Origin of the sequence: Streptomyces beigongshangae, assembly GCF_019710745.1 — a bacterium.
GTDB classification, from domain to species: domain Bacteria; phylum Actinomycetota; class Actinomycetes; order Streptomycetales; family Streptomycetaceae; genus Streptomyces; species Streptomyces beigongshangae.
In genome coordinates this window covers 14,006-27,068 of record NZ_JAHKJW010000002.1, presented here as the reverse complement: position 1 = coordinate 27,068, position 13,063 = coordinate 14,006, and the positions used below count along the sequence as shown (strand labels likewise).

The 13,063-nt window shown below is 72.1% G+C and carries 8 protein-coding genes; 3 read left to right on the top strand and 5 right to left on the bottom strand.

The window, feature by feature from the left end; genetic code table 11:
* The first annotated feature begins 51 nt into the window (after nucleotides 1–51).
* The 3 genes from KM933_RS01460 to KM933_RS01450 all read left to right on the top strand — a co-directional run bounded on the left by KM933_RS01460 (nucleotide 52) and on the right by KM933_RS01450 (nucleotide 6,338).
* Nucleotides 52–2,883 (top strand): lysylphosphatidylglycerol synthase transmembrane domain-containing protein, encoded by a 2,832-nt coding sequence (locus KM933_RS01460; RefSeq protein ID WP_430727263.1) that lies wholly within the window; start codon nucleotides 52–54, stop codon nucleotides 2,881–2,883.
* Between the two features lie 77 nt (nucleotides 2,884–2,960).
* Complete coding sequence (locus KM933_RS01455) at nucleotides 2,961–4,523, top strand: alpha/beta hydrolase (protein WP_221347914.1); 1,563 nt, start codon at nucleotides 2,961–2,963, stop codon at nucleotides 4,521–4,523.
* A gap of 246 nt (nucleotides 4,524–4,769) precedes the next feature.
* Nucleotides 4,770–6,338 (top strand): alpha/beta hydrolase, encoded by a 1,569-nt coding sequence (locus KM933_RS01450; RefSeq protein ID WP_221347913.1) that lies wholly within the window; start codon nucleotides 4,770–4,772, stop codon nucleotides 6,336–6,338.
* 125 nt (nucleotides 6,339–6,463) lie between these two features.
* Here KM933_RS01450 and moeZ read toward each other — a convergent pair whose 3' ends face one another.
* The 5 genes from moeZ to KM933_RS01425 form a co-directional block, all read right to left on the bottom strand.
* Nucleotides 6,464–7,642 (bottom strand): adenylyltransferase/sulfurtransferase MoeZ, encoded by a 1,179-nt coding sequence (gene moeZ, locus KM933_RS01445; RefSeq protein ID WP_221347912.1) that lies wholly within the window; start codon nucleotides 7,640–7,642, stop codon nucleotides 6,464–6,466.
* Nucleotides 7,643–7,705: 63 nt separating this feature from the next.
* A complete protein-coding gene (locus tag KM933_RS01440; RefSeq protein ID WP_221347911.1) occupies nucleotides 7,706–8,455 on the bottom strand; it encodes a spherulation-specific family 4 protein in 750 nt (249 codons plus the stop codon).
* A complete protein-coding gene (locus tag KM933_RS01435) occupies nucleotides 8,443–9,402 on the bottom strand; it encodes an NAD-dependent epimerase/dehydratase family protein (RefSeq protein WP_221347910.1) in 960 nt (319 codons plus the stop codon). Before KM933_RS01435 ends, KM933_RS01440 begins: the two co-directional genes overlap by 13 nt.
* Before the next feature lie 150 nt (nucleotides 9,403–9,552).
* Nucleotides 9,553–10,794 (bottom strand): hypothetical protein, encoded by a 1,242-nt coding sequence (locus KM933_RS01430; RefSeq protein ID WP_430727266.1) that lies wholly within the window; start codon nucleotides 10,792–10,794, stop codon nucleotides 9,553–9,555.
* A 284-nt stretch (nucleotides 10,795–11,078) separates the two neighbouring features.
* Nucleotides 11,079–12,965 carry a DUF3492 domain-containing protein gene (locus KM933_RS01425; RefSeq protein ID WP_221347909.1) on the bottom strand — a complete coding sequence of 629 codons (1,887 nt, stop codon included), beginning with the start codon at nucleotides 12,963–12,965 and terminating at the stop codon, nucleotides 11,079–11,081.
* Nucleotides 12,966–13,063 lie beyond the last annotated feature (98 nt).

The following is a 13,063-nucleotide window of genomic DNA, read 5'->3' as shown; positions in this document are numbered from 1 at the left end:
GATGCCCCCCTGTGTCCGCGGGGCATGCCACCATCGTGCGGGCGGTTACCGGTGATACGAGACCAAGAAGAGACGATGAGACAGCAGGGTGTGTACCCCGAAGACGCGGAGGGCACCTCTGAGGTTTCGTCGCGGCCGGACTCGGGCGACGATACGGACGAGAGTCTTCCGCGAACACCGGAGGCGTCCGTGGCGTCCGGGAACCCGGACACGTCCCGGAAGAAGGACATGCGCAAGGAAAGCGGAGCCGAGGAGACCGGCGTCGTCGCCGACGACGTCCCGGCCGAAGAGGTCGAGGGCGACGAACCCCTGCTCCCCGCGCGCGTGCACCGCCCCTCCGACCTGATGCGCCTGCTGGTGGGCGTCCTCGCGATCGCCGTACTGCTGTCGATCGCCGCGTTCGCGCACGGCACGACCTCGGGGCTGGCGCAGGACATCAACAAGGGCACCGACGAGGCACCCGACCTGCTGATCAAGATCGCCGGGCTCGCGTCGAGCATCGCGATCCTCCTGGTGCCGGTCGCCTTCGCCATCGAACGGCTGATCAAGCGGGACGGGCTGCGGATCGCCGACGGGGTGCTGGCCGCGGTCCTCGCCCACGGAGTGACGCTCGCCACCGACCTGTGGGTCGCCAAGGGCGCCCCCGACTCGATCCAGAAGGCGCTCACCCAGCCCTCGCCCGGCGACATCCACGCCCTGACCGACCCGGTGCACGGCTATCTCGCGCCGGTCATCGCCTACATGACGGCCGTCGGCATGTCGCGGCGGCCTCGCTGGCGTGCGGTCCTGTGGGTCGTGCTGCTGCTCGACGCCTTCTCCATGCTGGTCACCGGCTACACGACCCCCTTCTCGATCGTCCTCACGGTGCTGATCGGCTGGAGCGTGGCGTACGGGACGCTGTACGCGGTCGGCTCACCGAACGTACGGCCCACCGGCCGGACCCTGATGGCGGGCCTGCGGCACGTCGGTTTCCACCCGGTGAGCGCGGCCCGGGACGAGACCACCGAGGCCCCGGACGGCGACCGCGGCCGCCGGTACTTCGTGACCCTCCAGGACGGCGCCCCGCTGGACGTCACGGTGGTGGACCGCGAACAGCAGGCACAGGGCTTCTTCTACCGCGTGTGGCGCCGGATGACGCTGCGCGGCATCACCACGCGCCGCAGCCTCCAGTCACTGCGCCAGGCCCTGGAACAGGAGGCGCTGCTCGCGTACGCGGCCATCGCGGCCGGGGCCAACGCGCCCAAGCTGATCGCGACCTCCGAGCTCGGTCCGGACGCCGTGATGCTGGTCTACGAGCACAGCGGCGGGCGCACCCTCGACTCGCTGCCGGACGAGGAGATCACCGACGACCTGCTGCGCGACACCTGGCACCAGGTGCAGGCGCTGCAGTCGCGGCGCATCGCGCACCGCAGGCTGGCGGGTGACGCGATCCTGGTGGATCGTTCCGGCACGGTGATCCTCACGGACCTGCGCAACGGCGAGATCGCGGCCGGCGAGCTGGTGCTGCGCATGGACGTCGCGCAGCTGGTGACCACGCTCGGCCTGCGGGTCGGCGCGGAGCGCGCGGTGGCCTCGGCCGTCGGTGTGCTCGGTCCGGACGCCGTCGCCGACTGCCTGCCGATGCTGCAGCCCATCGCGCTCACGCGCTCCCACCGCGCGACGCTGCGCAAACTGGCCCGGGAGCGTGCGGAACGCGAGCGCGAGGCGGTCCTGGAGGCCTCCCGGCAGGACAAACTGGCCCGCGCCGAGGAGCACGGGAACGTCCCCTGGGGCACCGGACCCGCTTCCGGGAAACCCGACAAGAAGTCCGTACGCGCCGAGCAGCGGGCCGAGAAGCGGGCGATCGACGAGGCGCTGGACGAGGCCCGTGAGGAGGATCTGCTCACCCAGATCCGCCACCAGGTGCTGCTGATCAGACCGCAGGCGCCGGTCGAGCCGGCCCGTCTGGAACGCATCCGCCCGCGCACGCTGATCAGCTTCATCGCGGGCGCGTTCGGCGCGTACTTCCTGCTGTCGCAGCTCACGCACATCGAGTTCGGCACGCTCTTCGACAACGCCCAGTGGGGCTGGGTCGCCGCGGCCGTGCTCTTCTCGATGCTGAGCTACTTCGCCGCGGCCATGAGCCTGCTGGGCTTCGTACCGGAGCGGGTGCCGTTCATGCGGACCGTGGCGGCGCAGGTCGCCGGGTCCTTCGTGAAGATCGTGGCGCCCGCGGCGGTGGGCGGTGTCGCCCTCAACACGCGGTTCCTCCAGCGCGCGGGGGTACGGCCGGGGCTCGCGGTGGCCAGTGTCGGCGCGTCGCAGCTGTTCGGGCTCGGCTGCCACATCCTGATGCTGCTGTCGTTCGGCTATCTGACCGGTACCGAGAAGACGCCCTCCCTGTCGCCGTCCCGGACGGTCATCGCGGGGCTGCTGACCGTCGCGGTCCTCGCCCTCGTGGTGACCTCGGTGCCGTTCCTGCGCAAGTTCGTCGCCACGCGCGTGCGGTCGCTCTTCGCGGGGGTCGTCCCGCGCATGCTGGACGTCCTCCAGCGGCCGCAGAAACTGATCACCGGCATCGGTGGCATGCTCCTGCTGACGGCCTGCTTCGTGATGTGCCTGGACGCGTCGATCCGGGCGTTCGGCAACGACGACATGCCCGCGATCAGCATCGCCAGTGTGGCCGTGGTCTTCCTCGCCGGAAACGCGCTCGGTTCCGCGGCGCCCACCCCGGGCGGCGTGGGCGCCGTCGAGGCCACCCTGACGGTCGGTCTGATCGCGGTCGGCCTCCCCAAGGAGGTCGCGGCGCCCGCCGTGCTCCTCTACCGCCTGCTCACCCTGTGGCTGCCCGTGCTGCCGGGATGGCTGTTCTTCAACCACCTGACCCGCAAGGGCGCGCTCTAGGAGCGGTGCGTCGCGGGTCCTCACCCGCACGGCTCGCGCCCCGGGCGGTCCCCGGCGGGCGGCCCCAGGATGGGGGTATGCCGAACCCTTCCCCGCTGCGTGCCACCGCTCTGTCCGCCGCTGCCCTGATGCTGCTGGCGGCCCTCGCCGGCTGCGGCGGCGGCTCCGAGGACAGGGGCGGGGACGGAGACGGGGATCTGTCGGCGCAGCAGCTCGACTGGAAGGCGTGTCCGCAGCCGTCGGGGTCCGAGGGCGGCGGGGACGCCCCGTCACCGCTGCCGGACGGCGGCACCTGGAGATGCGCGACCCTGAAGGCGCCCCTCGACTGGGACGAGCCCGCGGGGGACACCATCGGCCTCGCGCTGATCCGCGCGCGGGCGAGCGGCGCCGAGGACCGGCGCATCGGCTCGCTGCTCTTCAACTTCGGCGGCCCCGGCGGATCGGGGGTGACCGCGCTCCCCGCGTTCGGCCAGGACTACGAGCAGCTGCGCACCCGCTACGACCTGGTCAGCTTCGACCCACGCGGCGTCGGCCGCAGCGCCGGTGTGAAGTGCGAGGACGACGAACAGCTCGACGAGTACTTCCAGCAGGACGCCACCCCGGACGACGGCGCCGAGCAGCGGACCCTGCTGGCCGGCCTGAAGAAGTTCAACAAGGCGTGCGGGAAGAACTCCGGGAGGATCCTCCCCCACGTGCGCACCACCGACGCCGCCCGCGACATGGACCTGATGCGCCAGGTCCTCGGCGACGACCGGCTGCACTACTTCGGCATCTCGTACGGCACCGAACTGGGCGGCGTGTACGCCCACCTGTTCCCCCGGAAGGTGGGCAGGGCCGTCTTCGACGCGGTCGTGGACCCGACGCGGAGTCCCGTGCAGGGGTCCCTCGCACAGGCGAAGGGCTTCCAGCTCGCGCTCGACAACTTCGCCGAGGACTGCGCCTCGAAGCCCGAGGAGTGCCCGCTCGGCGACGGCGCGCAGGGCGTGAAGGACCGGATCTCCGAACTGCTCAGGAATCTCGACGCGAAGCCGATCCCGGGTGTCTTCCCCCGCGAGCTCACCCAGACCGCCGCCATCGGCGGCATCGCGCAGGCCCTGTACTCCCAGGAGTTCTGGGAGTACCTCACCGAAGGACTCCAGCAGGCGTACGAGGGTGACGGCACGGTGCTGATGCTGCTGTCCGACTCGATGAACGGGCGCGACCGGAACGGCGAGTACAGCAACATCAGCGCCGCCAACGCCTCCGTCAACTGCGCCGACGACAAGGCGCGCTACACCGTCGCCGACGTGCGGGCGAAGCTCCCGGAGTTCCGCAAGGCATCTTCCGTCTTCGGCGACTACCTGGCGTGGAGCATGGTCGGCTGCACCGACTGGGCCGTGGCGGGCGCCGCCGACCGTCCCGATGTGAGCGCGCCCGGCGCGGCGCCGATCCTCGTGGTCGGCAACACCGGCGACCCGGCCACCCCGTACGAGGGCGCGCGGAGGATGGTGGAATCGCTGGGCAAGGGGGTCGGTGTCGAGCTGACGTACAAGGGACAGGGGCACGGTGCCTACGACAGCGGGAACGAGTGCGTGCGCGACGCGGTGAACGGCTATCTGCTGGACGGCAGGGTCCCGTCGGCCGGCACGGTCTGCTCCTGACCGGCACGACCTGCGTCCCGACCGGCAGGTCTGCTCCCTACCGGCAGGTCTGCTCCCGATCGACACGGTCTGCCCCGGGCCGGTGCGGTCTGGCCCCGAAAGGGCCCGAGGATGCCGGGCGATCGTTACGAAACTGCAGGTCAGAAAGTTATCCACAGGGCTCGGTGGCTCTCGCGGGGATCTGCCTACCATGGCCTGACTGTCATCCGCGACATCCGGCGGACGACGACGCGAGGGGGGAAGTTCATGGCGCGTATCGCACGATGGACGGCACTGGTCGCCGCCGCTCTGCTGGTGGCCGGCTGCAGCGGCTCGGCGGGGGACGACGGCGGAAGCGGGGACGGTGGCCGGGACGGGGACGGGAACGGGCCGTCGGCTTCGGCTCCTCCTTCCGGCGCCATGCCGGGGCTGCCCGCCTCCCTCACCTCGCAGAAGCTCGACTGGAAGACCTGCAAGGCCACGGAGACCGGTCCCGCACCGGGCGGGGAGTGGCGGTGCGCCACGCTCAAGGCGCCGTTGGACTGGGCGGAGCCGAAGGGCGAGACCATAGGTCTGGCCCTGATCCGCGGCGGGTCGAGCGGATCGCCGAAGGACCGCATCGGCTCGCTGCTGTTCAACTTCGGCGGCCCCGGCGGCTCGGGCGTCGACTACCTGCCGCCGTACGGGCCGACGTTCGCCAAGCTCCAGGAGCGGTACGACCTGGTCAGCTGGGACCCGCGGGGCGTTGCCGCCAGTGAGGGCGTGCGCTGCCGCAGCGACAAGGAGATCCAGGCGGCCGAGTCGGTCGACACCACCCCGGACACCTCCGCCGAGGAAGCCTCCTTCCTGGCGGACGCCGCGGACTTCGGCAAGGGCTGCCAGAAGTCGGCGGGCAAGCTCCTCGGACACGTCTCGACGACCGACACGGCCCGGGACATGGATCTGATGCGGCATGTCCTCGGTGACCGCGAGATGCACTACTTCGGCATCTCGTACGGCACGGAGCTGGGCGGTGTGTACGCCCACCTGTTCCCGCAGAAGGTGGGACGGCTGGTCCTGGACGCGGTCGTCGACCCGAGCGCCGGCACGGTGGGCCACGCGGAGAACCAGGCCAGGGGCTTCCAGCGCGCCCTGGAGGACTACCTCGAATCCACCGGGCAGGACCCCGAGGAAGGCACGCGGAAGATCGCGGCCCTGCTGAAGCGGATCGACTCCGAGCCGCTGCCGACCTCCGACGGCCGCGACCTCACCCAGCAGCTGGCCCTCACGGGCATCATCTACCCGCTCTACAGCAAGTCGTCGTGGCCCGCCCTCACCGGCGCGCTCGAAGCCGCCGAGGAGGGTGACGGTACGGAGCTGCTCGCCCAGGCCGACAGCTACAACGACCGTGACGCCTCCGGCCGCTACGGCACGACCACCCATTCCCAACGAGTCATATCGTGCTTGGACGACAAGGAGCGGCCGACTCCCGCGGAGGCGAAGAAGCGGCTCTCCGAGTTCCGGAGGATCTCCCCCGTGTTCGGGGATTCGATGGGCTGGGACACGGCCGGCTGGTGCCACGAGTGGCCGGTGGCCGGACAGCACGAGACGCCGGAGGTGAGCGCGCCCGGCGCGGATCCCGTCCTGGTGGTGGGCAACACCGGCGACCCGGCGACTCCGTACGAGGGTGCGCGCAAGATGGCGGACGAGCTGGGCAAGGGCGTCGGTGTGCAGCTCACCTGGAAGGGCGAGGGGCACGGGGCGTACGGGAACGGGAGCGACTGCGTCGACAGCACGGTGGACGACTACCTGCTGGACGGATCGGTGCCGAAGGACGGCAAGGTCTGCGGTTCGTAGCCGCCCCGACGGCGATCACGACGACGGCAGTCACGACAGCGGCCCCGGCGCCCGGGGAGGACCGTACGGAACGCAGGAGGGGCCCGGCACACGCGGTGCCGAGCCCTTCTCCACCGGGCCTGCGCCTAGTACACGGGCTTCGCCGGTTCGATCTGGTTGACCCAGCCGATCACGCCGCCGCCCACGTGCACGGCGTCCGAGAATCCGGCCGACTTGAGGACCGCGAGGACCTCCGCACTGCGGACACCCGTCTTGCAGTGCAGCACGATCTTCTTGTCCTGCGGGAGGTTCTCCAGGGCAGTGCCCATGAGGAACTCGTTCTTCGGGATCAGCCTGGCGCCGGGAATCGAGACGATCTCGTACTCGTTGATCTCGCGGACGTCGATGATGTCGATGTTCTCGCCGTCGTCGATCCACTCCTTGAGCTGCTTGGGAGTGATCGTCGAGCCGGCGGCCGCCTCCTGGGCCTCCTCGGACACGACGCCGCAGAATGCCTCGTAGTCGATGAGCTCGGTGACGGTGGGGTTCTCGCCGCAGACCGCGCAGTTCGGGTCCTTGCGGACCTTGACCTGGCGGTACTGCATCTCCAGGGCGTCGTAGATCATCAGACGGCCGACGAGCGGTTCGCCGATGCCGGCCAGGAGCTTGATGGCCTCGTTGACCTGGATGGAGCCGATGGACGCACACAGCACACCGAGGACGCCGCCCTCGGCGCAGGAGGGGACCATGCCCGGCGGCGGGGGCTCCGGGTAGAGGCAGCGGTAGCAGGGGCCGTGCTCGGACCAGAACACGGAGGCCTGGCCGTCGAAGCGGTAGATCGATCCCCACACGTACGGCTTGTTGAGCAGCACGCACGCGTCGTTGACCAGGTAGCGGGTCGCGAAGTTGTCCGTGCCGTCGACGATCAGGTCGTACTGGCTGAAGATGTCCATCACGTTGTCGGCCTCGAGCCGCTCTTCGTGCAGGACCACGTTCACGTACGGGTTGATGCCGAGGACACTGTCCCGGGCCGACGCGGCCTTGGAACGGCCGATGTCCGCCTGGCTGTGGATGATCTGACGCTGCAGGTTCGACTCGTCGACCTCGTCGAACTCCACGATGCCGAGCGTGCCCACGCCGGCGGCGGCCAGGTACATCAGCGCCGGCGAGCCCAGGCCGCCGGCGCCGACACAGAGCACCTTGGCGTTCTTCAGCCGCTTCTGCCCGTCCATGCCCACGTCGGGGATGATCAGGTGGCGGGAGTACCTGCGGACCTCGTCTACGGTGAGCTCAGCAGCTGGCTCGACCAGGGGTGGCAGCGACACGGGGACTCCGTTGGTCGGTCGATCACTACGGTTGTTCTTCCCGTAACACTGCCACGCCCTTTTTCATTCCGAGACACCCGTTCCGATACGCGAGACGATTTCGTCCCAGTAACCGGGCAGGCTCTCCCAGGGGCCGGCCGAACCCCCGCGGTCCGTGCGGTCGGTGAAGTAGATCGTCGAGGCACCCTGCCAGCGGGCGATGCGCAGCGCCTCGTCGAGATGGCCCCGCGGCACGCCGTGCACGAAGTGGCAGAAGCGCTCGGGCGGGTGCTCGGCCGTCCACTCCGCCACCTGCGACCAGCGGTAATCGCTCCACGGCCCGGAGAAGGTCACCAACTGGTCGGCGGTCTCGGCGTACCCGGGGTACGGGTGGGTGCCGTGGCCGAGGACGAGGTGGCCGTCGCCGAGCAGTGCCCGCAGCGTGCCGGTCGCGCGCCGGATCCCCGGAAGCGCTGTCCGCTCCGTGGGACAGCGGTCCATGAGGAAACCGTCGACCTGGTACCAGTCGAGATGGCGGTGCGCGTCGGAGACGAGCTCGCCGAAGGAGCGTGCGCCGTACGCCACGTCCAGGTGGCCCAGGACACGGATGCCCGCGTTGCGCAGCCGCCCGGCGGCCTCCAGGCAGTGGGGGTCGGGACGGACGCCGGGGCCGTCGCAGACGTTCAGGACGACCCAGTGCAAGGGGGTTCCCGGGCGGGTGAGCTCGCTCCATTCGACCGGGGCGACCAGGGGGTGCGCATAGCCGGGGACACCGAAACCGATTCTCAGGTCCGTGCTCGCGGTGCCCGCCGCGGCGCTGGTCAGATACGGCACGCGGCCTCCATCCAGATGTCGGCGAGGGATTCCTCGAGGTTGATCCGGGGCCGCCAGCCGAGCCGGTCGCGTGCGGTGCGCACGTCGGCCTGCTGCCAGCTGCCGCAGCCGTCCGGATAGGGGTACGCGGCCGGGGCCGTGTGCTCTGTTTCGGAGCGGGGGTGGCCGATGGACGGCCTCGCGGGGCCGGGAGGTGCGTCGAGTTCGTGGAGGGCTCCGCCGTAACCGGCGACGCGCGCGAGGACGGAGGCGGTGTCGCGCAGGCGTACGGCACGACCGGATCCGATGTTGATGACGCCCTGTGCGGCGGAGAGGGAGGCGGCGTGGACGGCACGGGCGACGTCGCGTACGTCGATGAAGTCGCGCTGGACGCCCAGGCCGGCGAGTTTGAACTCGGCCTCGCCGGACTGTATGGCCCTGCGCATGGCTTCGGCGAGGCGCCCGAGCGGGGAGCCCGCCGGGGTGCCGGGGCCGACGGGCGAGAACACCCGCAGGACGACGGCGTCCAGCCCGGATCCGAGGACCAGCTCGGTGGCGGCGAGCTTGCTGACACCGTAGGGGCCGCCGGGGCGGGGTACGGCGTCCTCGGCCGTGGAGGATCCGGGCTGGCTGGGGCCGTACTCCGCGCCGCAGCCGATCTGTACGAGGCGTGCCCCGCAGCCGCTGCGCCGCAGGGCCTCGCAGACGGTGGCCACGGCGACGGTGTTGTGCCGGGTGAGCTCGCGGGCTCCGCCGCGGGTGGTGCCCGCGCAGTTGACGACGACCCCGGGGTGCACCGCGTCCAGGAAGCGGGTGAGCGCTCCCGGGCTGCCGCTGGCGAGGTCGAACCGTACGTCCGCGTCGTCGCCCCGGCCGAGTGCGGTGAGCTGCACGGCCGGGTCGGCGAGGAGTCGGTCGGCGACGAACCGGCCCAGGTATCCGTTGGCTCCGATCAGCAGCACCCTCATCGGGCGGCTCCCGGGGCGGACTCTCCGATGCGGAGGGTGATCATCTGGCGTTCTCCTTCAGGATGGTGCCGTGGGTCGTACGGAAGGCCCGCGGTGTCGGCCCCGCGGGAAGGGGTGCGCTCGGCACGGCGGCCGAGGGTCGGTGGGGGTTCACGGCGCGTCGCCGCGTACGGCGTGCGCCGAGGCCCGGGTGAGGGTCCTGGTGGCGTGGATCAGCAGGACGAGCGCGGCGGTTCCGCACACGAGAGCCGGGACCGCCTCCGCCCCCCAGACGTCGACCACGGCCGTGACGGGCACGGCCAGCGGCTCGCAGCCGGGCGGGCGGCCCGCGAAGACGCTCAGGAGCGCGACCGCCTCGGCCGCGCCCGCGGTCGCGAGGACGACGGCGGGGGCGTGCGTGAATCCGTGCGCGGCGAGAAGCCGGGCGAGCAGGAGGAGTGCGCCGAGGGCGCCGGTTCCGGCGTACGCGGCGGACTCGTGCAGTACCGCGCCGCTCAGGGTGAGCAGGCCGGCGAGGGCGCAGAGGTAGAGCCCGAGGACGCCGAGGAGCAGGGGCCGCACCGAGGCGGCGAAGTCCTCCAGGGCGTCGCTGGTGGCCAGCCGGCGCTGGGCGCGTACGGCGAAGAGGTGCGCGCACCAGGCCGCGGGTGCGCAGGCCGCGGTGACGGTCACGACGGAGGCGAGGGCGATCGGCCAGGAGCTGCCGGGGCTGCCGGTGGGCGGTCCGTCGGGGCCGCCCCCGACACTCGCGGTGAGCAGGCCGTCGCCGAGCAGGGCGTAGGCGACGAGCCAGTAGCTCCACGCGCGGGTGGCGGGCGCCGGCGACCACGCCCGCCCGACGTGCAGCGGGCCCCGGCTGAAGGCCGCCCGCAGACCGAGGACCACGGCGAGCACACCGACGACGGTCACGGCGAGGCGTGCTCGCCCTTCGGTGTACCGCAGGGCGGTCACGGCCGCCGCGCACAGGGCGCCCGGCAGCAGCGCGAGTACGGCCCAGCCGGCGCGGGCTCCGGGGGCGTCGGGCGTCCCGGGCGGCGGTGCCGTGTCGCCGACGCGGGGCACGCGTGCGTACATCTCGTCGGCCAGCGAGAAGACGTCCCGGTGCCGGAAGCGTGGGGCGGTCCGGTCGGTCACCCCGTGCGCCTCCAGACCCGCCGCGATCTCCAGCGGGTCCACCGCTTGTTCGCACAGTTCCCGGTGGCGGTGCATCAGGGCCTTCACCGGGTCGGCGGCACCGGGCGGGACCTGGGGCGGGTGGTCGGGGGTGGCGGTTTCGCCCGCGGAGGCGCGGCCTTGCCGGCCGGGAGGCGAGGCGGAAGCTTCCTCCGCGGCTCCCCCGGTGGCGCCCTCGACTCCTCCGGCAGCACCCTCGGCGTCCTCCGTGACCGTCACGGCGTCCCATCCGAGCCGGACGTCCGCCGTCGTCGACGACTCCGGCCGTATCCGCGCGGCGTCGTCCTCGGCCGGTCCGTCCTGCCGGTCGCGCCGGTCGCGCCGGTCCTGCCGGTGCGGATGGGCGTCCGCGATCCTCGACTCGCCCAGCTGGACGTCGACCACTCTTGTCTCTCCCGGCTGGACGTCCACCACTTTCGTCTCGCCCACCTCGGCGCCCGTGTCCCGTGGGTCCCCGAAGCCGGCCGACTCCCCTGCCCCTGCCTCCTCGATCCGTCGTCGGCTCACCACGCCCCCTCCCCGGCGGGCACCGGCTCACCCGGGGCATCGCAAGCGCCAGAAGCAGCGCGTGCGGCGGATGTGGTGGATGCGGCTGTGCCGGGCACCGGGGCTTCCACCGCCCAGGCCGGTCCCGGCCTCCCCGCCACCGGTCGTGTCCCGGACCCTGGCCACCGCCGAGGCACATGTGCCTCGGCGGGTATGGCGAACGGCAAGGGCCCGCCCGAGGCGTCGGCCACATCCCGCCGGACCGGGCAACGTGCGACGATGTCGAGGTAAATGCTGTGAAATGCCGTGATGTTCTGCTCGACGGTGAACAGTTCGAGTGCCCGGGCTCGGGCTGCGGCACCCAGACGCGACCGGCGTCCCGGGTCGCGCAGCAGGGAGACGCACGCCTCGGCGAGCGCCCGTGGGTCGCCCGGCGGGACCACGAGTCCCGTACCGCCGACGACCTCGACGACCGCGCCGACGTCGGTGGACACCGTGGCACGTCCGGAGAACATCGCTTCGACGAGGCTGATCGGGAAGCCCTCGACGGCGCTGGACAGGACGACGAGGGTTCCCGCCGCGTACGCCTCCGGGAGGGTCGGCACCTCCGGTCCGCCGATCTCCTCGAAGGACACGGGACTGCCCCCGACGGTGTGCATGCCGGCGGTCCGGGCGGCCCCACAGGCCCCGGCGACCCCGATGGCCCCACCGGCCCCACCAGGGAAAAGGCGCGCGGCCAGCGCCTTGCAGTGCGCCAGGTAACCGGCACCCTCCGGTCCGCCCGCGGGCGCGCCGACGATCCGCAGCCGCGCCTTCGGCTCCTCCCCGCGAACCCGCGCGAAGGCGTGCAGCAGCGAGGTCAGGTCCTTGGCGGGCTCGATGCGCCCGACCCACACCAGGGTGTCCGGGTCGGCGCATTCCGCGCTCTCGCCCACCTCCGAGAAGCGGGACGCCTCCATGCCGGGGTAGACGGTGCGGATTCTCTCCCGGTCGGCACCGCAGCGCTCCTGCCACCGCCGGGCGTGCGCGTTGCCGGGCGTGATGACCACGGCCTGCCGGTACGCCTCCGCGGCGAGTCTGCCGTGGAACGCCGCGCGCAGGGCCCGCGCCGGAGCGTGCACCGCCCGTCCCCGCGGGTCCTCGCGCAGGCCCAGGTAGTGCGTCCGGAGGTGCACCCCGTACTCCGTGACGAGCAGCGGCACCCCGGCGAAATGGCGTGCGAGCAGTCCCGGCAGGGCCGCGGTGCCACCGGACGCGGCATGGCACAGGTCGACCGAGCCGAGCCCGTCGTCCTCGTACCAGTCCAGGGAGAGCGGCCGCAGCGCGCGTTCCACCTCGGCGGCGGCGGCGAGCAGGTCGGGGACGCGGGCGGTGCGTGCGGCACGCAGCGCGCCGGGCGCGCGACAGGCGCTTTCGAGGGCGCGTACGGCTGTCTCGGAGCGGAGTGCGCCGACCAGACCGCCCTGTTCGCGGGCAAGTTCGGCGAGCCCGTACAGCGCGCTGCCGAAACGGTCCGCCGCACCGGCCGGGGCCTCCTCGTCCCGTCGTTCGCCGCCGGCGGGCCCGCCGGGACTCCGTCCGGGAGCGTCCTCCGCGGCGCCGCCGAGTGCGTCACCCGCGCACACGGCCGCCGCCAGTTCTCCGTAGTGCTCGGCGAACCGCCGCCGCGCCCGTCGTCCGTACCCGACGCCGTCGTCGTCCGCCGTCCAGAGCGGGGCGGTGCGTACCCGGCTGACCTGGGAGGGGAGCTGGATCCAGCCCTGGTCCTCCTGCTCCTCGCTGCGGCTCAGGGCGTAGATGTCGAACTCGTGCTGCCCGAGTCCGCGTACGAGCCGGTCGCACCAGAGCCTGGCCTCACCGCTCACATACGGATAGCCACCCTCCGTAAGCAGTCCGATACGCACGAACGCACCTCGATCTTCCGCACGGGGAGCCACCGTCGACCCGGCGGCTCGCAGCGGGAAGAACGTATGCGGACATGACGGTGGCGCGACGGACGGTT